The 21,016-nt window shown below is 70.6% G+C and carries 18 protein-coding genes and 1 tRNA gene; 14 read left to right on the forward strand and 5 right to left on the reverse strand.

Annotated features, from left to right (window positions below; genetic code table 11):
- The first annotated feature begins 122 nt into the window (after positions 1–122).
- The 9 genes from J2Z79_RS00470 (at position 123) to J2Z79_RS00510 (ending at position 8,609) form a co-directional block, all read left to right on the forward strand.
- Complete coding sequence (locus J2Z79_RS00470) at positions 123–1,418, forward strand: D-alanyl-D-alanine carboxypeptidase family protein (RefSeq protein WP_245301780.1); 1,296 nt, start codon at positions 123–125, stop codon at positions 1,416–1,418.
- Positions 1,419–1,594: 176 nt separating this feature from the next.
- On the forward strand, positions 1,595–1,933 hold the full coding sequence (gene spoIIAA, locus J2Z79_RS00475; protein WP_209464881.1) for an anti-sigma F factor antagonist: 339 nt from the start codon (positions 1,595–1,597) through the stop codon (positions 1,931–1,933).
- A 31-nt stretch (positions 1,934–1,964) separates the two neighbouring features.
- The gene (gene spoIIAB / locus J2Z79_RS00480) at positions 1,965–2,414 is read left to right on the forward strand and encodes an anti-sigma F factor (RefSeq protein WP_209464882.1); all 450 of its coding nucleotides are present in this window, start codon (positions 1,965–1,967) and stop codon (positions 2,412–2,414) included.
- 7 nt (positions 2,415–2,421) lie between these two features.
- Positions 2,422–3,189: an RNA polymerase sporulation sigma factor SigF gene (sigF, locus tag J2Z79_RS00485; RefSeq protein WP_209464883.1), complete on the forward strand. Its 768-nt coding sequence runs from the start codon at positions 2,422–2,424 to the stop codon at positions 3,187–3,189.
- Positions 3,190–3,261: 72 nt separating this feature from the next.
- The gene (locus J2Z79_RS00490) at positions 3,262–3,411 is read left to right on the forward strand and encodes a hypothetical protein (RefSeq protein WP_209464884.1); all 150 of its coding nucleotides are present in this window, start codon (positions 3,262–3,264) and stop codon (positions 3,409–3,411) included.
- A 179-nt stretch (positions 3,412–3,590) separates the two neighbouring features.
- Entirely contained in the window at positions 3,591–4,115 is a 525-nt protein-coding gene (locus J2Z79_RS00495) for a stage V sporulation protein AE (protein WP_342589385.1), read from the forward strand.
- Between the two features lie 150 nt (positions 4,116–4,265).
- Positions 4,266–5,597, forward strand: coding sequence for a diaminopimelate decarboxylase (gene lysA / locus J2Z79_RS00500; RefSeq protein ID WP_209464885.1), 1,332 nt, complete (start codon positions 4,266–4,268; stop codon positions 5,595–5,597).
- Positions 5,598–5,697: 100 nt separating this feature from the next.
- The gene (locus J2Z79_RS00505) at positions 5,698–7,407 is read left to right on the forward strand and encodes an efflux RND transporter periplasmic adaptor subunit (protein WP_209464886.1); all 1,710 of its coding nucleotides are present in this window, start codon (positions 5,698–5,700) and stop codon (positions 7,405–7,407) included.
- Positions 7,404–8,609: an ABC transporter permease gene (locus tag J2Z79_RS00510; RefSeq protein WP_209464887.1), complete on the forward strand. Its 1,206-nt coding sequence runs from the start codon at positions 7,404–7,406 to the stop codon at positions 8,607–8,609. The genes J2Z79_RS00505 and J2Z79_RS00510 overlap by 4 nt, the downstream gene beginning before the upstream one ends.
- A 129-nt stretch (positions 8,610–8,738) precedes the next feature.
- On the opposite strand, the gene J2Z79_RS00515 is transcribed toward J2Z79_RS00510, so the two are convergent.
- The 3 genes from J2Z79_RS00515 to J2Z79_RS00525 all read right to left on the reverse strand — a co-directional run bounded on the left by J2Z79_RS00515 (position 8,739) and on the right by J2Z79_RS00525 (position 10,554).
- Complete coding sequence (locus J2Z79_RS00515) at positions 8,739–9,914, reverse strand: 5-(carboxyamino)imidazole ribonucleotide synthase (RefSeq protein ID WP_209464888.1); 1,176 nt, start codon at positions 9,912–9,914, stop codon at positions 8,739–8,741.
- Entirely contained in the window at positions 9,911–10,408 is a 498-nt protein-coding gene (gene purE / locus J2Z79_RS00520; protein ID WP_209464889.1) for a 5-(carboxyamino)imidazole ribonucleotide mutase, read from the reverse strand. Before purE ends, J2Z79_RS00515 begins: the two co-directional genes overlap by 4 nt.
- A 71-nt stretch (positions 10,409–10,479) precedes the next feature.
- A tRNA-Val gene (locus J2Z79_RS00525) sits at positions 10,480–10,554 on the reverse strand.
- 111 nt (positions 10,555–10,665) lie between these two features.
- Here J2Z79_RS00525 and J2Z79_RS00530 point away from each other — a divergent pair.
- The 5 genes from J2Z79_RS00530 (at position 10,666) to J2Z79_RS00550 (ending at position 16,304) form a co-directional block, all read left to right on the forward strand.
- Positions 10,666–13,329 (forward strand): CBS domain-containing protein, encoded by a 2,664-nt coding sequence (locus J2Z79_RS00530; RefSeq protein ID WP_209464890.1) that lies wholly within the window; start codon positions 10,666–10,668, stop codon positions 13,327–13,329.
- 6 nt (positions 13,330–13,335) lie between these two features.
- Positions 13,336–13,962 (forward strand): site-2 protease family protein, encoded by a 627-nt coding sequence (locus tag J2Z79_RS00535; RefSeq protein WP_209464891.1) that lies wholly within the window; start codon positions 13,336–13,338, stop codon positions 13,960–13,962.
- Positions 13,963–14,046: 84 nt separating this feature from the next.
- Positions 14,047–14,826, forward strand: coding sequence for a segregation and condensation protein A (locus J2Z79_RS00540; protein ID WP_209464892.1), 780 nt, complete (start codon positions 14,047–14,049; stop codon positions 14,824–14,826).
- Positions 14,823–15,581, forward strand: coding sequence for an SMC-Scp complex subunit ScpB (scpB, locus tag J2Z79_RS00545; RefSeq protein WP_245301782.1), 759 nt, complete (start codon positions 14,823–14,825; stop codon positions 15,579–15,581). Before J2Z79_RS00540 ends, scpB begins: the two co-directional genes overlap by 4 nt.
- 12 nt (positions 15,582–15,593) lie before the next feature.
- The gene (locus J2Z79_RS00550; RefSeq protein WP_342589394.1) at positions 15,594–16,304 is read left to right on the forward strand and encodes an HAD family hydrolase; all 711 of its coding nucleotides are present in this window, start codon (positions 15,594–15,596) and stop codon (positions 16,302–16,304) included.
- A gap of 151 nt (positions 16,305–16,455) precedes the next feature.
- Here the strand turns inward: J2Z79_RS00550 and J2Z79_RS00555 are convergent, their stop codons facing one another.
- A complete protein-coding gene (locus J2Z79_RS00555; protein WP_209464894.1) occupies positions 16,456–17,139 on the reverse strand; it encodes an ABC transporter ATP-binding protein in 684 nt (227 codons plus the stop codon).
- Positions 17,140–17,143: 4 nt separating this feature from the next.
- Complete coding sequence (locus tag J2Z79_RS00560; RefSeq protein WP_209464895.1) at positions 17,144–20,842, reverse strand: hypothetical protein; 3,699 nt, start codon at positions 20,840–20,842, stop codon at positions 17,144–17,146.
- Between the last annotated feature and the right edge of the window lie 174 nt (positions 20,843–21,016).

Genomic DNA, 21,016 nt, shown 5'->3' on the forward strand with positions numbered 1-21,016 from the left:
CCGACGAAAGCGCGCGCGGGCAGGGTTCGGTCCGATCGCACGCGGTTGATGGGGCCATGACGCAAGTGTACATGCGCCTCGGGCAGACTACAACCAGAGTCTGTTCGAGGAGGCAGGAATCAATGCGGAGGAACGTTGTGCGCTGCTTTGCGGCGCTGCTGTGCGCCGCCCTTGCGCTGGCGGCCGCCAGGCCGGCGGCCGGCATGGAGCGATGGCCGCCGGCGATCGGCGTGGAGGACGGCGACCACCTGTACCGGCACAACCGCGCGGCCGACGACCTGGACGAGGCGGAGGAGGCATCCGCCGCTGCGCCGGAGTCGGGACAGGACAGCCCGGTGAAGCTGACCGCGCCGTCGGCGGTGCTGATGGAGGCGCTGAGCGGTCGGGTGATCTACGAGAAGAACGCCCACGAGCGCCGCAACCCCGCCAGCATCACCAAGATCATGACGCTGATCGTGGCGTTCGACGCCGTGCGTGACGGCAAGGTGAAGCTGACGGACCAGGTGACCATCTCCGAGGAGGCCAAGCGGCAGCCGGGCACGACCATCTTCGCCGACGTGGGGGAGACTTTCACGCTGGAGGAGCTGCTCCTCTCCGTGGCCGTGGGCTCCGCCAACGACGCGGCCGTGGCGGTGGCCGAGCACGTGGCCGGTTCCGCGGAGGCGTTCGCCGTGCTGATGAACAAGAAGGCCAGGGAGCTGGGGATGAACAACACCCACTTCGTGAACCCGACGGGCCTCTCGGCGGAAGGGCACCTGACCACGGCGTACGACATCGCCCTGATGAGCCGGTACGCGGTGCTCAACTACCCCGAGCTGGTGAAGTTGACGTCGATCTACGGCGCCGAGCTGAACGTGCCCTGGCGGAAGAACGGCCCCAAGTTCCAACTGTGGAACAACAACAAGCTGCTCACCTGGTACAAGGGCGCCGACGGCCTGAAGACCGGGTGGACGCAGGCCGCGGGGTACTGCCTTGCCGCGACGGCCGTGCAGGACGGCACGCGCATGATCGCCGTGGTGATGGGCTCTGAGAGCGCCAAGCAGCGGAACATCGAGGTTGCGCGGCTCCTGGACTACGGCTTCGCCAACTACACCGCCGTGGAGATCGCGCCGGCCGGCAAGAAGTTCGGCCCCGTGCGGGTGGCCCGCGGCGCCGTGCCGGAGATCGAGCCCGTGCCCCGCTCGGCCTTCGGGGTGAGCGTGCCCAAGGGCTCCCAGGACAAGGTCAGGTGGGAGGTGAAGCTGCCGCGGCAGGTGGCGGCGCCGGTCCAGCAGGGGCAGGTGATCGGCCACATCGTGGCCAGCCTGGGCGACGAGGAGGTGGCCCGCATGGACCTCGTCTCGCCCGTGGCCGTGGGCAAGGCCAACCTCTGGCAGTCCGTCGTGCACACCGTGCGGGGGATCTTCAGCTTCGACTGAGTGCGGTCAGAGGGGTCCGCCGTCGAGGACGGCGGGCCCTTTCGCGCGCATCCTGTCGAATCTTGTTGACCGAAAGGATGGAAGATCAGGGAGGAAATGGCAAGGACGACAAAGAACATACCGCCAAACGCGGCGGCTCGCGTGTGCCGCCGAGAATCGCAGTGGGGGGACTCACCATGGCGGCGATGGAGTGCGAACTGGTGGGGCAGAGCCTGGTCGTGCGGCTGACCGGCGAGCTCGACCTGGTGGCGGCCGCCCGGTTCAAGGAGGCCGTGGAGGAGATCCTGGACCGGCGGCCGGTCCGCCACCTGTACGTCAACCTGGCGGGTGCCACCTTCGTGGACAGCGCCTTCCTGGGGTCGCTGCTGGGCCGCTACCGGCGCATCAGCCGCGAGGGCGGGCGCATGGGCATTATCGGGGTGCCGCCGCAGGTGCGGCCTGCGCTGGAGCTGTCCGGCATCTTCCGCACCATGGACGAGTTCAGGTCGGAGCGTGACGCGCTTTCAGCGGGGTAGGCGGGAGCGCATCGGCAAGGGGGGATAGGCTATGGTCACCCACAACAGGGTCATCGTGGAGCTGGCCGCCATACCGGAGAACGTGGGCGTGGCGCGCCTGATGGCGGCGATGGTCGCGGCACAGGGGGCGTTCACCGTCGCCGAGGTGGACGAGGTGAAGCTTGCGGTCTCGGAGGCCGTCACCAACGCGATCGTCCACGGCTACCGGGGCGACGCCCGGCGCATGGTGCGGATGGAGGCGACGCTGGACGACGGAACCCTCGAGATCGTCGTCGCGGACGAGGGCCGCGGCATCGAGGACGTGGAACTGGCCCGGCAGGCGGCGGTCACCTCGGACCCGGAGCGGATGGGGCTCGGCTTCTCCTTCATGGAGGCGCACATGGACGAGGTGCACGTGGAGTCCGCCGTGGGCCGGGGCACGCGCGTCACCATGCTCAAACGGCCGTCGGCGAGGGACGTGGCCGCGGCCAGGGGCAGCTGATGCGGCCATGGCGCGTGCGAGCAACCTTGAGGAACGCGGCTGGCCTGACGAGGAGGTCAGGCGGCTGCTGGCGCGTGCCCGCGCCGGGGACAAGGAGGCGCGCGACCGGCTGGTGGAGGAGAACCTCCGGCTGGTGCGGTCGCTGGTCTCCCGGTTCAGCGTCTCGGGCGCGGACCCCGAGGACCTGTTTCAGATCGGGTGCATCGGCCTCCTGAAGGCGATTGACCGGTTCGACCTGAACTACGACGTGCGGTTCAGCACCTACGCCGTCCCGCTGATCATGGGCGAGATCCGCCGCCACCTGCGGGACGACGGCCCCATGAGGGTGAGCCGCAGCCTGAAGCAGCTGGCCGTCCAGGCCCGGAAGGTGCGGGAGCAGCTGGCGGCAGAGCTGCAGCGGGATCCGACCGTCCACGAGATCGCCGCAGAGCTGGGCGTGGCGCCGGAAGAGGTGGTGGAGGCCCTGGACGGCGTCAGGCCGCCGGCGTCGATCCACCAGACGGTGCATGAGGGCGACGGCGACCCCATCTACCTCCTCGACCAGCTGGCGGCGGGAGACGGCCACCGGGAGGGGCTCTGGCTCGACCGCGTCGCCCTGCGGGAGGGGCTGGAGCAGCTGGACGAGCGCGAGCGCATGGTGATCCTGCTCCGCTTCTTCCGCGACAAGACGCAGACGGAGGTCGCCTCCATCCTGGGCTGCAGCCAGGTACAGGTCTCCCGGCTGGAGCGGCGGGCCCTGGACCGCATTCGGAAGCACGTAAACGCGGCACTGTGAGGTCTGGGATGTGATGATGCCGGGCGGGCGCCGGCCCGCAGCGGGCATGCTAGTTCCAGAGGTGGCAGTGCGATGCTCAGAGTGGATCAGCAGCGGCGGCTGGGCTGGGTGCTCGCCGCGCTCCTCCTGCTCCTGGCCGGCGCCGTCAGCGCCTGGTACTGGTTCGCCGTCAGACCGGCCCCGCCGCCCCCGGGCGCCACCCTGGTCTGGGTCGCTGCATAGGATGGCCGCCGCCGGGGAGATGCTAGGGGCCCGGGGGCTGCAGGTGCGCGGCAACCGCCCACCGGCTCGGCTGGCGGACCGATGCACGGGCCCCCGGGCATCCTGTTCTGCCGACGAACCAAGGGGGGATTCGCCTGGAGCCTCCGGTCCGCGTCATCCTCCTGACCGACGGCGACCAGGTGGCCAGACGGGCCGCGGAGGAAGCCGCCAGGCGCCTGAAGCTGCGCTGCATCTCCGCCTCCGCGGGCAACCCGACGCCCCTGAGCGGTCCGGAGCTGGTGCAGCTCATCAAGCAGGCGGTGCACGATCCCGTCCTCGTGATGGTGGACGACAGGGGCAACCCGGGAACGGGGCCGGGGGAGGAGGCGCTGGCCTACCTCTGCCGGCATCCGGAAATCCGCGTGCTCGGCATCGTCGCGGTGGCCTCGAACACCCGCAGGGCCCGCGGCGTGGAGGTGGACCTCTCCGTCGACAGCGAAGGCCGCATTCGGAAGGGCCCCGTGGACAAGGACGGCAGGCCCCGCTCCCGGGGCGTGCTGCGCGGCGACACGGTCGACGTGCTGCGCCGCCTGGACGTTCCGCTGATCGTCGGCATCGGCGACCCCGGCAAGATGGACGGGGCGGACGGTCTCGAACACGGGTGTGCGATCACGACGCGGGCGATCGAGGCCATCCTGGAGCGAGCCAATGTCAACACCGAGTAGAGCCCGGACGCCGGAGAGGCGCCCGGGCCGTACTGCTGTGCCCGTCGGGTGGGCGCGTTGACAGCGAGGAACACGGGGTGTTATTGTGGGTAAAATTATTCGAGAGGCAACGCTAAGGGCTTGCCGTCATCCCAGGAGGAGTAATGCGCGATGCACTTCTACGGTACTGCGGCACAGAATGCGCTGGGGCACCTCACGGTGGGCGGGGTGGATGTGGTGGACCTGGCCCGGGAGTACGGCACGCCGCTCTACATCATGGACGAGGCGCTGATCCGCCGGAACTGCCGGGCTTACGTGGAGAGCTTCCGGCAGCACTACCCGAACTTCGACGTGGCCTACGCCTCCAAGGCGTTCCTCTGCACCGCCATGGCGGCGCTGGCCGAGCAGGAGGGCCTGTCGCTGGACGTGGTCTCGGGGGGCGAGATCGCCACGACGCGGCAGGCCGGCTTCCCCATGGAACGGACCTATTTCCACGGCAACAACAAGAGCCCGGAGGAGATCCGCCTGGCCATGGAGGTCGGGGTCGGCCGGTTCGTCGTCGACTCGACCCGCGAGCTGCACCTGCTGGAGAACATGGCCGCCGAGCGGGGGAGGACGGTGCGTATCCTGCTCCGGGTGACCCCCGGAGTGGAAGCCCACACCCACGAATACATTAGCACGGGCCAACTCGACTCCAAGTTCGGCATCCCCATCGCCGGGGGCCTTGCCCTGGAGGCCGCCCGGGAGGCCCTCCGCCTCTCCCACGTGGAGCTGACGGGCTTCCACTGCCACATCGGCTCGCAGATCTTCGACCTGGAGGGCTACCGCATCGCCGTCCAGCGCATGCTGGATCTGGCGGCGGCGGTGCGGGCGGAGACCGGGTTCACCGCGTCCGAGCTGAGCATGGGCGGCGGGCTCGGCGTCCGGTACGTCGAGGGCGACCGCCCGGTACCGCCGGAGGAACTGGTTGCCTGCCTCAGCGCGGCCGTGCGCGGCGGGGCGCCCGAGCGGGGGCTGCCGCTGCCGAAGCTGATCATCGAGCCGGGGCGGTCCATCGTCGCCGAGGCCGGCACCACGCTCTACACGGTGGGGACCATCAAGGAGATCCCCGGGGTGCGCACCTACCTGGCCGTGGACGGCGGCATGGGCGACAACATCCGGCCGGCGCTGTACCACGCCGAGTACGAGTGCGCCGTGGCCAACAAGCTGGGTTCGGAGCGGACCCGCAGGGTGACGGTGGTCGGCCGGTACTGCGAGTCAGGCGACGTGCTGCTGACCGACGTGCCCGTGGCGGCCGACGTGGCCCCGGGCGACCTGCTCGCGGTCTTCGCCACCGGCGCCTACAACTACTCCATGGCCTCGCACTACAACCGCTTCCCCACGCCGGCGGTCGTCTTCGTCAGCGACGGGCGGGCCGACCTGGTGGTGCGGCGTGAGAGCTTCGCCGAGATGGCGGCCAACGACCTGCTGCCCGAGCGGCTGCGGGCCGGGGCCCCGCGGTGAGCTTGCTGCCGGACCCCCGCCTTTCCGCGCCGGAAGACGGAACCAATGGGGCGCCTCAACCGGTCTAAGGATTGACAGGCTGCGTAATGAGGTGAACCCCTTGAAGCGGAAGATTGTGGTCATCGTTGTGATACTGGCGGTGCTGGGAGGCGGCGGTTGGTTCGGCTACAAGCGTTTCTTCGGCGCGCCCGCAGCTGGGATGATCGAGGCGATGGGGCCGGAGGGAGCCCCCGTGGTGCAGGTGGAGACCGTCAGCCGGCGCATGCTGGTGCAGGAGGTCTTCGCGCCCGGCACCGTGGAGGCCGGCAACCTGCAGGAGTACAAGGCCGCCCTGGCCAGCCCGCGCGTGACCCTGCACGTGGAGGTCGGCCAGCAGGTGGAGGAGGGCCAGATCCTCGCTGAGCTCGACGCATCTGAGCTTCTGGAAGATGTGAAGGCGAAGGAGCGCGACCTGCTCCAGGCCGAGCGGCGGCTGGAGGAGCTGCGGCGGAACCTGGACAGCGCGCCGCTCCAGTTGGAGCGCTCCGTTCAGGAGGCGCGGCGCCAGCTGATCGAGGCGCAGACCCAGCTGGCCAAGGCGCGGGCCGGCGGCGGCAGCGGCGAGAGCAGCTCGGTCACCGCCCTGCGGGAGCAGATCGCGCAGCTGCGCAACCAGGCTGCCCAGGCGCAGCAGGCGGTGAATGAGGCGCGGGCCGCTCTCTCCGCGGCGGAGGCGGCCTACATGGCCAAGCCGGGAGACCCGGAGGCCGAGCGCGCCTACCGCGCAGCCGAGGAGGCTTACCGGCGGGCTGTGAGCAAGAACGACGAGACCGCGCGCGAGACCGCGACCAAGCTGGCGGAGGCCCAGGCGGAGCTGGACGCCCTCCTGTCGGGCGGCGACTTCAATGCGGACGACCAGGAGACCCGGGTCAGGCTGGCCGAGATCCAGGTGAAGCTGGCCGAGGTCGCCGTCAAGGAGGCGGAGGAGGCCCTGCGGCGCGGCCCGGACATGGGCCAGATCCAGCTGGCCGAGGCCGAGGTGGAGGCCGCCCGGGCCACCCTGGAGAAGCTGCGGGGCAACCTGGAGTCGATGACGATCAAGGCGACAGCGCCCGGCACCGTGCTGGCCGTGGGCGCGAAGGACGGCGACCCGGTGCAGCAGGGTGCGCTGATCGCCCGCGTGGGCGACATGGAGCGGATGACCCTGGTGGGCCAGGTGGAGGCCGTCGACTTGGACAGCCTCGAGCCCGGGCAGCAGATCATGGTGACGTCCGCCCTGCTGCCGCTGGCCAGCTTCGAGGGCGTGGTGACCGGCGTGGGCCAGCAGACGTCGCAGAGCATGGACGGCTACCGCGGCATGTACATGGGTGAGAACGTCACGTTTGAAGTGCGGGGCGAGGTGGAGAACCTCGATGGCCGCCTGAAGAGCGGCATGTCGGTGGAGATGCGCATCGAGACCTCCCGCAAGGAGAACGTGATCGTGGTGCCCCTGCTGGCGGTGAAGGAGGAGGGCGGGCAGGCCTACGTGCTGGTCGTCAAGGACTACCAGGTGGAGCTGCGCCCGATCCAGACCGGCCTCGTGACCAACCGCGAGGTCGAGGTGGTCTCCGGCCTCGAGGAGGGCGAGATGATCGTCACCGCGCCCTTCGGGCTGATTGAGACGCTGCAGGACGGCGACGTGGTGCGCATCCAGGGTATGCCCGGCATGGGCGGGTTCGGCCCGGGCATGGGGCCCGGCGTGGTTCCCGGTGGCGTGCGCCGGGGCCGGGTGGTGCCCGGCCGGGCCATCTCGGTGCCGCTCGGCCTCCTGACGGGGGGCGTGGCGCGATGAACCTGCTGGAGACCTTCAGCGTGGCGCTCTCGGCCCTCTGGGCCAACAAGCTGCGCTCGGCCCTGACAATGCTGGGCCTGATCATCGGCGTGGGGTCGGTGATCGCCATCATCGCGATCGGCCGGGGCACCCAGCAGGCCGTAGAGGCGGAGCTGGACGCCATGAACGGCGGCGTGTTCCAGCTCCTGGCCACCGGCGGCTGGACGCCGGAGGGCGAGCAGATGGCCCAGCAGCGCTCCTTCCGGGAGGAGGACATCGCCCTCCTGAAGGAGGCGCTGCCCGAGATCGAGGTGATCGACCCGCAGGTCGGCATGGGCGTGCAGATCACCTTCCACCGGGAGACGCAGTGGGACTACGTGCGCGGTGCGGGCACCGACACCGCATCGCTGCTCAACATCCAGCTGGCCTCGGGCCGCTGGTTCACCGAGGAGGAGATCCGGAGGGGCGACCGCGTGATGGTCGTCTCGGCCAACCGGCTCTCCTACCTGCTCGGCGAGGGGGTCGACCCGCTGGGCATCGAGCTGATGGTCAACGGCTACCCCTTCCGGGTGATCGGCGTGATCGCCCCCAACACGGGCATGCTGTCACAGCTGCTGGGGGGCCAGGGCGGCGACTTCTACATCCCCCGCAGCTACATCACCCGCGCCACGGGGCAGAACAGCTACTACCACCTGACGGTGCGGGTGCGCGAGGGCGCCGATCCGGTCGCGGTGAAGGACCTGGCCGTGAAGGTCATGGAGCGCATCTACCCGGGAACGGGCTACGAGGCGCACATCTGGACGGACTTCATGAACCAGTTCAACCAGGTGCTCTCCATCGTGACGGGCGTTATGGCGGCCATCGCCGGCATCTCGCTGGTCGTTGGCGGCGTGGGCATCATGAACATCATGATGGTCTCCGTGACAGAGCGGACGCGTGAGATCGGCCTGCGCAAGGCCATCGGCGCCCGCCGCCGCGACATCCTGATGCAGTTCCTGGTGGAGGCGCTCACCCTCTGCCTGATCGGCGGCGCGATCGGCATCCTGCTCGCAGCCGGGCCGGTGACGGTGGCGGCCAACTACCTGGACGCGCCGCTCTCCCTCGACCTGTACGCCGTCACGCTGGCGCTCGGCTTCTCGGCGGCCGTGGGGCTCATCTTCGGCGTCTACCCGGCGGTGAAGGCGGCCCGCATGGATCCGATCGAGGCGCTCCGGTACGAGTAAGCCACCGGGTACGGCCCGCGGTGGGCAGGCCGTGCGCGGACGAAGATCAGGGGCGGTGCACCGATGTGCACCGCCCCGCATCGTCTCCTTACCCTGCGGATTCGCCACGCCCATAGAGCCGGGCCGCGATCAGCTGAGCCCGGCGGATGACCCTGTCAGCGGTTGCTCCCCCCTGATGGCCGCCTTGGCCGCACGGGCCCGCTCCAGGGCCTCATCGGCAGTGCGGCCGAGCACGTTCAGGTGCCCCATCTTCCGGTGCGGCCGCGCCTCCCGCTTGCCGTAGAGGTGCAGGTACACCTGCGGGTCCGCCAGCGCGGCGGCGGGGGCCAGGGGAAAGTCCTCGCCCATGACGTTCACCATGCAGACGGGGCTGAGCAGGTCCACCGACCCCAGCGGCAGGTCGCAGACGGCCCGGATGTGCTGCTCGAACTGGGAGGTGGCGCAGGCGTTCTGCGTGAAGTGGCCCGAGTTGTGCGGGCGCGGCGCCAGCTCGTTGACCAGCAGGCTGCCGTCAGGCAGGCAGAACATCTCGACGCCCAGCAGCCCGACCAGCCCGAACCCCTCGGCGATGCGCACCGCCAGGTCCCTGGCGGCCGCCTGCGTCGCCGGGCTGACCCTGGCCGGCACGATGGAGTAGGCGAGGATGTTCAGCTCGTGGATGTTCTCCGCCACGGGGAAGGCGGCCACCTGGCCGGAAGCGCTGCGGGCGACGACGACGGAGAGCTCGCAGGCGAAGGGGACGAGCCCCTCCAGCACAAGTGGCCGGCCGACTTCGGCCGCCGCGTGCCCGGAGAGCCTGGCGTACGCGGCCCTCGCCTCCGCGGGCGTGCGCACGACCGCCTGCCCCTTGCCGTCGTAGCCCATGGTGGCGGTCTTCAGCACCGCGGGCAGACCGACGGCCGCCAGGGCGGCCTCCAGGTCGGCTGGCGACTCCACCGGGCGCCAGGTGGCGACGGGGATGCCCAGCCGCTCCATGGCCCGCTTCTCGTGGATGCGGTGCTGGCAGGTGCGCAGGATCTCGACCCGGGGGTGAACCGGCCGGCGGGAGGCCAGCCGCTCCAGTACGGCCGGATCGATGTTCTCGAACTCGTAGGTGATGACGTCCGCCACGTCGGCCAGCGGCGCCACCGCATCGGGGTCGGCCAGGGACGCGGCGACGACCCGGTCGGCGACGGGCGCCGCCGGGCAGTCCGGGTCGGGGTCGGCCACGGCGACCCGGTACCCCATCGCCCTGGCCGCCAGCGCGGACATGCGGGCCAGCTGGCCCCCGCCGACAATGCCCACCACGCCGCCCGGGAGGATCATGGCTGGCTCTCCTCCACCATCTGGCGCATGTACGCCCGGTACTCGGCCAGCGCCGCCCGCAGCTCGGGGTACTGCAGCGCCAGGATCTGGGCGGCGAGGAGCCCCGCGTTCTTGGCCCCGGCCTTGCCGATGGCCACGGTGGCGACCGGGACGCCGCCGGGCATCTGCACGATGGAGAGCAGGGAGTCCAGCCCGTGCAGGGAGGAGGTGAACACGGGCACCCCGATGACCGGGAGGGTGGTCTTCGCGGCGGTCATGCCCGGCAGGTGCGCCGCGCCGCCGGCCCCGGCGATGATCACCTTCAGCCCGCGCCCCTCCGCCGACTCGGCGTACGCGAACATGGCGTCCGGCGTGCGGTGGGCCGAAACGACCTTCATCTCGTACGGAACGCCCAGCTCATCGAGCACCCTGGCCGCGTCCTGCATGGTCTCAAGGTCGGAGCGGCTGCCCATGATGATGCCAACCAGCGGCCGCGCCTTCTCCATCTGCCCCATCTCCTGCTGACCTCCCGTCTTCGGCGGACATAACGACTGACAGCGGCCCCGGTCGGCCGCTGTCAGCAATCTGGTGGGCGGTACTGGGATCGAACCAGTGACCCCTTGCGTGTGAAGCAAGTGCTCTCCCGCTGAGCTAACCGCCCAGTGCCTGCTCATTATAACGCAAGCTCGTCCGCTGCGCAAGGGCATCTGGAAATCGCGGGCAGGGTTTGTGCGAGGTGTAGCAGAATACTCTCCGATCAAGATCAAGCGCCGTGCGACAGCGCTTCCGGGAGACGGACGACCTGATGCAGATCATCGTGCCCCACACCAACACCGACCTCGACGCGATCGGCGCGGCCGTGGGGGCCCAGGTGCTCTACCCCCAGGCCCGCATCGTGCTGCCCGGCACGCCCAACCCGATGGCGGCCGAGTTCATCTCGCTGCACCGGTACAACCTGCGGGTCTACACCCCGAAGGACGTGGACCTCGCCCAGGTGCGCCGGGCGATCATCGTGGACACTGCCGACGCGGCCCGCCTCGGCCCGCTCCGGCCGGCGCTCTCCGGCGTTGAGATGCACCTCTTCGACCACCATCCGCCCGAGGCCCACGACCTGCAGGGGCGGCTCGAGGTCCGGGCGCAGGTGGGCGCGACGTGTACGCTGCTCGCCGAGCTGATCGAGGAGGCCGGCGCGCCCCTCACGCCGTTCCAGGCCACGGCGCTGCTGGTGGGGATCTACGCCGACACGGGCTCGCTGAGCCTCCTGGGCACCACGGACCGGGACGCCCGGGCCGCCGCGTTCCTCCTCTCCCGGGGGGCCAGCCTGCAGGCCGCGGCCCGCTTCATGGAGGTTTCGCTCACCCCCAGCCAGCAGACGCTGCTGCAGCAGCTGCAGAACCGGGCGCGCTGGGTGAACGTCGCCGGCGCCCGGATCCGGCTGCTGGTCGCCGAGGTGCCCGAGTACGTGGGCGGGCTCAACCTGGTCATCCACCGGCTGCTGGAGCTGGAGCCCGTGCCCGCGCTCTTCGCCGCCGTGCGCATGGAGGACCGGGTCCACCTGATCGGCCGCTCATCGGTCCCGTGGGTGGACGCCGCCCGGATCCTGGGCGCCTTCGGCGGCGGCGGCCACCCGGCGGCGGCCTCGGCCGTGGTGAAGGGACAGCCCCTGGCCGAGGTGGCCCGGCGCCTGGAGGCGGAACTGCCCGCAGGCGTCGAGCGGCCCCTCATGGCCCGGGACGTGATGTCCGCGCCCGTCAAGACGATCGTCGCCACCAAGCCCATCCGCGACGCCGAGCGGCTGATGCTCCGCCACGGCCACACCGGCCTGCCCGTCGTGGATGGCGAGGGCGCCCTGGTGGGCGTCGTCTCGCTGCGCGACGTGGAGAAGGCCCGCCGCCACGGCCTGGAGCACGCACCGGTCAAGTCGGTCATGAAGTCCCGGGTGATCACGGTGGAGCCCGACATGCCGGTGGACGAGGTCCAGGAGCTGATGATCGAGCGGGACATCGGCCGGGTACCGGTGGTGGACGGGGGGAACCTGGTGGGGATCATCACCCGCTCGGACATCCTCGGCCTGATCTACGGCGCGCCGGCGCCCCGCTGGCACAGGAGGCTGTATGCGGCCCCCGACGACCCGAAGGACCTGCGCGACCGGGCGGTGGAGATGGCCCGGGAGGCGGTGGAGGCGGCGCCGGCCGGCATCCGGGCGCTGCTGCGGGCCGTGGGTCGCGTGGCCGAGGAGGAGGGCGTCGCCGTCTACGCCGTGGGCGGCTTTGTGCGCGACCTGCTGCTGGGCCGGCCCAACCTCGACTTCGACATCGTGGTGGAGGGCGACGGCATCGCCTTCGCCCACACGCTGGCCCGCGAGCTGGGCGGTCGGGTCCAGGAGGTGCCGCGCTTCGGCACGGCGCACATCTACCTGGAGCCGGATGACCCGGCCCTGCCGTCCCGCATCGACGTGGCCACGGCCCGGCGGGAGTTCTACGAGCACGCCGCCGCCCTGCCCAGGGTGGAGCACGCCGACCTGCACGAGGACCTGTACCGGCGGGACTTCTCGATCAACGCCATGGCCATCCGGCTGGGCTCGTCCGGCCCCTCGGGGCTCATCGACTTCTTCGGCGGCCTGAAGGACCTGGCTGCAGGGCAGGTGCGCATCCTCCACACCCTCAGCTTCGTCGAGGACCCGACCCGGCTGATCCGGGCGGTGCGCTTCGCCCACCGGTACGGCTTCCGCCTGGAGCCCGAGACCGAGGCGTGCGCACGGGCGGCCGTCGCCGAGGGCTTCCTGGCCCGGGTGAGCCGCGAGCGGCTGCGCAACGAGCTGCTCCTGCTCCTGCAGGAGCAGGGCTGCGGCGGGGCGCTGCAGATGCTCGCCGAGCTGGGCGTGCTGGAGGCCCTCCTGCCCGGCGTGCCCCTGGACCCCGAGGTACAGGGGCTGGTGGACGCGGTCGACGGGTTGGTCGAGGCGGAGCCCGAGCTTTGTCGGCTGAGCCAGCTCTGGCTCGTGAAGCTGCTGGTCCTGCTGCACCGCCTGCCGCTCTCGGCCGGGGTGGCTGCCGTCAAGCGGCTCAGGCTGAAGCGGGCGGAGAACCAGGCGTGCCTTCAGGTCCTGGCCGGCTGGCGGATCGCACACGACCTCATGGTGGCGCCCCATGCCGACGCCGCTTCGATCGTGGCCGCGCTGGCGGAGTGGCCGGCGGAAGGGCTCCTGCTCCTCGTCCTGCTGGGCGGCGGGGAGCGCGTGGCGGCCTACTGGCGGGAGTGGCGGCACGTGCGGCTGGAGATCAACGGCGCCGACGTGCAGGCCCTGGGGGTGCCCGCAGGCCCCCGCGTGGGGCGGATCCTGCAGCGGGTGCTGTCGGCCCGGCTCTCCGGCGACGCGCCCGACCGCGAGACGCAGCTGGCCCTGGCGAGGCGGTTTGCAGCGCAGGAGGAGTGAACGGGGATGTCTGACCTGCAACAGATCGTGATGTCGGTTCCGGGGGTCGTGATCGGCTTCGCCTTCCACGAGTACGCCCACGCCCAGGTGGCCACCTGGTTCGGGGACGACACGCCGCGCCTGCAGGGGCGGCTGACGCTCAACCCCCTGGCCCACCTGGATCCCATCGGTACGCTGCTCCTGCTGCTGGCCGGTTTCGGCTGGGCCAAGCCCGTGATGGTGAACACCGCCCGGCTGCGCCCGCGCATCCTGGGCGACATCGCCGTGTCGCTGGCCGGCGTGGCGATGAACTTCATCCTGGCCGTGATCTTCCTGCTGCTCTACACCATGGCCAACAGGGGGATGCTGGGCTGGTCCCACCCGGTGCTCAGCGGGACCTTCTGGCTCGCGATGACGATGAACATCATCCTGGTGGGGTTCAACCTGCTGCCCATCCCGCCGCTGGACGGCTTCCGCGTCGCCCAGTACCTCCTGCCGGCGGGTTCGCACGAGCTCGTTCACAACCTGTACCGGTTCGGGCCGCTGCTGCTGATCATCCTGTTCGCCACCGACATCCTCGACCTGGCACCGGTCTACAACGCCATCTACCGTGCCGTGACCTTCGTGGCCTGGCCGATCGGGCGCCTGCTCTGACGTTGCCAGGCAGGTTGCGGAACATGTAAAATATATGGGTTGCATGATACCGCTGCGTATTGGGCGCGAGAGGGGGTAACGGATGTGGATCGGCTGACCGCCCGGCCGGAGCCGTACGTAGTCCACCTGGCCAACTTCGAGGGCCCGCTGGACCTGCTGCTCCACCTGATCCGGCGGGAAGAGATGAACATCTACGACATCCCCATTGCCCGCATCACCGAGCAGTACCTGGAGGCCATCCAGGACCTGGCCGACATCGACATCGACCGGGCCAGCGAGTTCCTGGTGATGGCGGCCACGCTGCTGGGCATCAAGTCGCGCATGCTGCTGCCCAAGCCGCCCCGGCCGGAGGTCGAGGACGCCCAGGCCGAGGAGGAGGCCGACCCCCGGGAGGAACTGGTGCGGCAGCTGGTGGCGTACAGCCAGTTCAAGGCCGTGGCCGAGCAGCTGCGTGACCGGGAGCAGGAGATGTTCCGGGTCTACACGCGCGGGCTGTTCGTCGAGGAGCCCGGCGGGCCGCCTCCCCTGGAGGGGCTCGACCTGCTCGACCTGGTGCGCGCGTTCCAGGAAGTGCTGAAGGAAGAGTGGAACTGGCGGGAGGTGCCCCGGGAGGAGATCCCGCTCAGGGAGAAGCTGCGTGAGATCCGCTTCCGCCTTGCCCGCTCGCCCGGGGGCATCCGCTTCCGCGACCTGTTTGCGCGCGGCGGCTCGCGGCTCGAGGTGGTGGTCACCTTCCTGGCCCTGCTGGAGCTGATGCGGCAGCGGAAGGTGACGGTGGTGCAGGAGCGCCTGTTCGGCGAGATCCTGATCCGCCGCGCGGAATCGCAGACGAATGAGGCCGAGGGAGGCCCCGGGGACGAATGATCTGGAACCACGGCAAGATGATTCTCGAGGCGCTGCTGCTGGCTTCGCCGGAGCCGCTGACGATCCGGCGCATCGCCGAGGTGATCGGCCTGGACGAGAAGGACGCCGCCATCCTCATGGCGGACCTGCAGAAAGACTACGAGGCGCCCGGGCGCGGGCTGGCCATCCGGGAGCTGGCCGGCGGCTACGTGCTGACCACCCGGCCCGAGGCGGCGGAGTACGTGGAGCGGCTGCTGCAGCCCCGCTCCAGGGGGCTCTCCCACGCCGCACTGGAGACGCTGGCGATCATCGCTTACCGTCAGCCCATCACGCGGGCGGAGATCGAGGCGGTGCGGGGCGTCAAGGTGGACCGGGCCCTGGAGACGCTGCTGGAGCGCCGCCTGGTGGCCGACGTCGGCCGCAAGGAGGCGCCGGGCCGGCCGATCCTCTACGGCACGACCCCGGAGTTCCTGAAGTACTTCGGGCTGAAGGAGCTGAGCGACCTGCCGCCGGTCTCCCTCGACACGTCCGAGCCCGGCCTGATCCTGCCCACCCGGACCGGCGGCGCGGCGGAGGACGGGCCGGAGGGTGAGGGGGGCGACGCGAGCCGGGGGGACGGTGCGTCAGACGGTGAGCCGGTCGCGGCGGGCGATACAGCTGAGGAAGCCACAGCGCACGAAGGGGCAGGTGCGCCGGAGAGCGGGGTATCGGCAGCGCACGAGGGGGAAGGCGCCTCGGAGGGGCTGGCCTCCCGGGCCGGTACAGAGGAGGGCTAGCGCTTGGGTTTTGTGGGGCATGCGTTCGTCGACTGGGACGACACGATCGCGGAGAACATCCGCTACTTCCGGGAGGTGGAGGACGCGGCCAGCGACCTCATCGCCCGCCACACAGGCTTCGACCGGGCGGAGGTCGCCCGGCGCGGCGCGGAGCTGGACGTCGAGGTTGCCCGGCGGATGGGCCTGGTGAAGGAGTCGCTGGCGACGAGCTGGCTGGCCTGCTGCCGGGAGTTCGCCGATCGGGCCGGGAAGTCCGTTGACCCGGAGCTCGAACGGGAACTGCGGCGGCTCTGCGCCATCCCTTACGAGACCAAGCAGGAGCTGCTGCCCGGGGCCGCCGACACGCTCCGCTGGCTCCACGACGCCGGGTTCGAGGTGACGATCTGGACCGCCGGCGAGGAGCCCATCCAGCGGCGGAAGATCCGCGAGTCGGGCCTCAGCCCCTGGATCCACCGGCAGGCGGTCGTCCTGGAGAAGACGCCCGAGCGGCTGCGGGAGTACATGGGCGGCCGGGACCCCCAGCGCTGCTTCGTGGTGGGCAACTCGCGGCACTCGGACATCCGTCCCGCGCTGGCGGTGGGCGTCACCGCCTATCACCTCGACGTGCACACCTGGGCCTACGACCACCTGGAGGTGGACGAGGCCGATCCAAACTACGTCCGCCTGGAGCGCATCGATGAGCTGCCGGCCCTGTTGGCCAGGCGGTTCCCTGTGGCGGTGTAGGCGGCGGGCCGGTAACCATTGCGGAGTGAGCGCCCTATGCCCGGTGCGGGCAGGCGCTCACTCTCGCGCGTGATCCGCCTTAGGGGCGTCCGGTCCTGACGCACCCCGCACGCACCCTTCTCCCGGGTGACGTGCCGTCGATGGTCCCGACCTACGTCACCGGATGGAGCACTCCCTGGTAGAGCCTGACCACACGGCCGAAGCTGCGGGCCAGCTGCATGTCGTGGGTGACAAAGAGCAGCGCCATGCGGAACTGCTCCGCCAGGTCGAGGATCAGCCGCAGCACCTCGCGGGCGGACGCCTCGTCCAGGTTTCCGGTGGGCTCGTCGGCCAGCAGGACGGTGGGGCGGTTCATCAGCGCACGGGCGATGCAGACCCGCTGCTGCTCGCCGCCGGAGAGCTGGGCCGGCAGGTGGGCCATCCGGTCCTTCAGCCCGACCAGCGTGAGCAGTTCCTCGGCCCGCCGGCGGGGCTGGTAGTCCACCTTCCACGGCGTACACGGCAGCATGACGTTCTCCAGGGCCGTGAGCGTCGGGATCAGATGGTGCTGCTGGAAGATCATCCCGACGTGCTGGAAGCGAAAGCGCGCCAGTTCCGCCGGCCGCGCGCTGGTCAGGTCGACGCCGGCGGTCCGCACCGTGCCGGATGTGGGCAGGTCGAGGCCGGCGATCAGGGACAGCAGGGTCGATTTGCCGCTGCCCGACGGGCCCACCAGGGCCAGCTTGCCGCCCGGTTCGAGTTCCAGGTCGACGCCGTTCAGGATGAGCAGGTCCTGGGCGCCGCCTCCCCGGTAGCGTTTGGTCACGCCTCTCAGCTCGATGGCCAACCCTTCCATGGGACTACCTCCTCACGATCCGCTGGTTCCACCAGGCCAGGAAGTCCTGCTCCAGCTCCGCCACGCGCTTGCCCGTCATCTGCTCCAGGGCCTGCAGGGCCCTTGCGCCCCGTGCGGGCTCAACATCCGGTCCGGTCCCCACGGGGTCGACCGGATGGCCGGCCAGCCGCTCCAGAAGCCTGCGTACCGCCTCGGGACCTGCCTGTTCCTCCAGGTACAGGACCAGCGCAAACCCGGTATCCCGCGCCAGATGCGCCTTGTCCTCAGGAAGCATGAACGTGGGCGGCACCGTGGCCAGCTCGGCGAGCGGCATGGGGGTGGCCGCTGACAGCGACTCGACGAGCGCCTCCCGCGACAGTTGCGCCGCCCGGGATGCGGCCAGCTCGCCCACCGGCAGGACGAGCCAGCGCGGGGCGTTGTTGTGGCTCATCCGCCTGGCTTCCTGCGCGGTGATGATCTGGTACAGGCTGAGGGGGCCAGGCGCCACCCGCCGCGCGGACAGGCGGATCGGTTCACCGTAGTCGGTCCAGGGGTCCAGCCCGAACTGACCGAGCCACGGCCCCTGCGAGGCACGGAACTTCTGCTCATCGGACATGATGTCGATGACCACGGGTCCGCCGCTCCACCATCCAGCCTCCTGCGCGAGGGCGACGGCCTCCACGGCGTTGGTCAGCATCTCCCGGGCCAGGGCGGCGGCTTCCTCCGGATACCAGACCACAACGTCCCCGGACTGCAGGACTTCCTTCTGCCACCCGTGCTCGACCCAGCGACCCTCGCGTGTCTGCACCCAGACCGTCTCGAGCGCTACCGAAGTCGTCTCCGTGTCCTCCAGCCGCAGCAGGATGTCGACGTGCGCGGTGTTGGTGCCGAGGAGCGCGACCCGGTCGACAGATCTTGTCACCCTGCGGTTGGGGTTTTCGCTGCGCCAGCGCAGGACGTCCTCGAACCAGTGGCGGTGTTCCATGAGATAGGCCTGGGAAGTGGGGTTCAACGTCGCGAGGTACCCGTCGAGGTCCATCTGCTCCAGCGCCTCGGATTGCCTGGCCACGGCGGCCTCGATGGCAGCCTGCGCCTCGATGGCCTCCTCGTGCTCGGCCCCGGCGGTGGCGACCTCCCGCTCCCGGATGACCCGGGGGGCGACCAGCGCGACCGTCACGCTGACCGCCGCCAGGAGAACGGCTGCGGCAGCCGAAAGCGCTCGGGCATCGAAGCGCGCCACCTGCCCGGTCCCTGCGCCCGCCAGGGCGTATCGGTCCCAGGACCGCAGTTCGACGCGGCTTCCCAGCAGGCCGGTGACCAGTCCCAGCCCTGCCGGCAGGAGGCCGGCCAGCAGCGAGACGCCCTGGAAGGCGGCGGCGGCAGAACCGTAGAGCACCTGGAGGCTTCCCGCCGCCAGCAGCAGGCCCAGCGCGCCGGACAGGACGCCGAGAAGGACGCCCTCGGCGACCATCGTGCCCGCGATCCACCGGTGCGGCCATCCCAGCGCGTGCAGCAGCGCCCGTTCATCCCGATGGTCGACGGCGTTCTGCCGGATCAGGTCGAAGGCCGCCGTCGCGGCGACGAGCAGGGCGACGGCCCCGGCGGCAAACTGGAGGGGCCCCACCTTGAGTGCGGCATACTGGCCGGTCAGGGTGGTGTAGAGGACCCCGTCCAGGTGTCCGGCGGTGAAGGCGAGCACGGTGATCAGTCCCGTGGGGAGGGCGATGGCGATTCCGGTCAGACAGGTCCGCAGCGGCCGCCCCAAAAGGCTTGAGATGGCCAGCGGCAGGATGCCGGTGCCCGGCAGCACCCGCCGTCCCGGGGCGGTGTCGCCCCACCGCAGGGCGGCGCCGGGCGGGGTAGCCGCAGCGGCCCAGCCGGCGGCGATGCAGGCGGGCAGGTAGAGCAGGAGGCTCACGGCGAACACGCCCCCGACCATCCGGGGGCCGGCGCCGCCCACCGCGGCCGAGAAGGCGGCCAGCACGCCGGCGACGACGGCGAAGAGCATCTGCTCGCCGGCAGCGATCCGCCCCAGGTACCGCCCCGGCCACCCGACGGCGAGGGCGACGCCCACCTCCCGCCGCCTGGCCGTCACCCCGGTGAGGGCCGTGGTCAGGGCATACAGCGCCCCGACGATGAGGACCACGGCGATGTACCCGCTGTAGCCGAACTCCACCTGCTGGACCACGGTCATCGCCGCGTCCTTGTGGATCCACGGCACCTCGATCCACCCGGCTGACTCGCCGGGGCCGGGGCCCGGCACCTGGACCAGGACCTTCATCGGCGAGGAGCCCATGGTGACCTCGGCCACCAGGCCGGTCCGGCGCTCGATTTCGGCGGCGATGTCGTGGACGCGCGCCACCACCTCGGGGGTGAAGTGGTCCGCACCCGCAACCTTAACCTGAATGGCGTTGACGGCGTTCTCCCCGGCCAGGCCCCGGGCGGCCTCCAGGGTGGTCAGCAGGGCCGGCGGCGAGGAGAGGAACCCGGTGGGTGAGAGGCTGCCGGCGATGCGGCGGGGCGGGTTGACGGGGCGCAGGTCCCCGTCCAGGACCAGGAGGGCCTCAGCCGGGCGGTAGGTCATCAGCGGCAGCTGGGAATCGGGGTCTTTGGCGACGTCGAGCCGGGACGAGTCGAAGTAGCCCCGGATGGTGTAGTAGAAGATCTGGTCGTCGGCACCCGGCGTCCACGGGCGGACGGGCGTCCCTGCCGTCACGCTGGTCTGCGGGCTCACCGGGCCGCTGTACGCCAGGAGGGACTGGAGGTCGACGGAGGCGGGACGCATCGCAAAGGCATCAGGCCACCGGTCGGGATGCGGGCTCCGGACGGGCGTGTACGTGAGGGTGCCGCTCTGGCCATACACCCGGTGGAGGGCCACCTCGCCCTCTTCAATGGCCGTGAGCAGCTCGTCGCCTGCCAGGGTCCGCTCCGCGACCTTTCGCTTCACCCTGCCCCCTGCATCCAGTTCCTCGACGGTCAGGGAATAGGTCATGCCACGGAGCCCGAAGGTGTTGACCAGCACCGGGATCACCGGAACGGGCCGCGACCCGACTTGCCTTGTGTCAACGCCGTCGGCGGACCGCAGGTAGCGGCCCTCCGTCAGGGCCTTGTTGAGCCCCACGAGCTTGTCCTCCGCCTCGGGATCGACGCCCACCAGCAGGGTGGGAATCTGGGCCGAGATGACGAGGGACACCCGCTGCCCCGCGTCCAACAGCAGGGCGCCGTCCGGCACCTGGTCCGGGAGCTGTCCCGTCCGCGGATCCGGGAGGGCGACCACGTACTCCTCCCGCATCGCCTCCGGCACCAGGGTGTCGGTGGATGTCACCTGGCTGGTGATGCGGTAGATGCCGCCGCCGGGATGGGGCAGGTCGGCGGAGGGGAACAGGTAGGAGGGCCCGGCCTGCACATGGCCGACGACGGCCACCGGGGCCGCCACCTCAACCCCGGGGACCCTTCGGACCTCCTCAAGCTGGGCCTGCGTGATCCCGGGCGGCAGGGTGGTCAGGATGTTGGGCTCCGTCAGGTCGCCCTGCGGCGTGCCGTCCAGGGGCATGTGCACCAGGATGTCGTAGGGCGACCGCCACGTCTGCTCGTAGGCCCGTACGACGGTGCCGCGGATCGAATCGGTCAGCAGGGACATGACGGACAGCCCGGCGCTGAGGACAGCCACGCCGATCAGCGCCAGACTGAGCCGGTCTCGCCGGCCGGACCAGAATCTCCACATATCGCATGATCCCTCCTCGGTTGCAGAAGGGGGGACGTTGGAGGATGCCCCGTCTTCGAGGTGGAGAAGGCGTTCGGGCAGGCCCCAAGGCAGTACGCACAAGGCCGCCGCAATATGTGACTTATTACGGAGTTCATACTTCGGCTCGAAACTTCCTTCCCAGTCAACCGCCTC

It is taken from the genome of Symbiobacterium terraclitae (assembly GCF_017874315.1).
GTDB lineage: Bacteria > Bacillota > Sulfobacillia > Symbiobacteriales > Symbiobacteriaceae > Symbiobacterium > Symbiobacterium terraclitae.

Excerpts from the sequence above, each read along its gene's own strand:
- J2Z79_RS00510 (WP_209464887.1), top strand. The coding sequence starts at position 7,404 with ATGAACCTGCTGGAGACCTTCAGCGTGGCGCTCTCGGCCCTCTGGGCC.
- J2Z79_RS00490 (WP_209464884.1), top strand. The coding sequence starts at position 3,262 with ATGCTCAGAGTGGATCAGCAGCGGCGGCTGGGCTGGGTGCTCGCCGCG.
- scpB (WP_245301782.1), top strand. The coding sequence starts at position 14,823 with ATGATCTGGAACCACGGCAAGATGATTCTCGAGGCGCTGCTGCTGGCT.
- spoIIAA (WP_209464881.1), top strand. The coding sequence starts at position 1,595 with ATGGCGGCGATGGAGTGCGAACTGGTGGGGCAGAGCCTGGTCGTGCGG.
- J2Z79_RS00555 (WP_209464894.1), bottom strand. The coding sequence starts at position 17,139 with ATGGAAGGGTTGGCCATCGAGCTGAGAGGCGTGACCAAACGCTACCGG.
- lysA (WP_209464885.1), top strand. The coding sequence starts at position 4,266 with ATGCACTTCTACGGTACTGCGGCACAGAATGCGCTGGGGCACCTCACG.
- spoIIAB (WP_209464882.1), top strand. The coding sequence starts at position 1,965 with ATGGTCACCCACAACAGGGTCATCGTGGAGCTGGCCGCCATACCGGAG.
- purE (WP_209464889.1), bottom strand. The coding sequence starts at position 10,408 with ATGGGGCAGATGGAGAAGGCGCGGCCGCTGGTTGGCATCATCATGGGC.
- sigF (WP_209464883.1), top strand. The coding sequence starts at position 2,422 with ATGGCGCGTGCGAGCAACCTTGAGGAACGCGGCTGGCCTGACGAGGAG.
- J2Z79_RS00535 (WP_209464891.1), top strand. The coding sequence starts at position 13,336 with ATGTCTGACCTGCAACAGATCGTGATGTCGGTTCCGGGGGTCGTGATC.
- J2Z79_RS00470 (WP_245301780.1), top strand. The coding sequence starts at position 123 with ATGCGGAGGAACGTTGTGCGCTGCTTTGCGGCGCTGCTGTGCGCCGCC.
- J2Z79_RS00515 (WP_209464888.1), bottom strand. The coding sequence starts at position 9,914 with ATGATCCTCCCGGGCGGCGTGGTGGGCATTGTCGGCGGGGGCCAGCTG.
- J2Z79_RS00560 (WP_209464895.1), bottom strand. The coding sequence starts at position 20,842 with ATGTGGAGATTCTGGTCCGGCCGGCGAGACCGGCTCAGTCTGGCGCTG.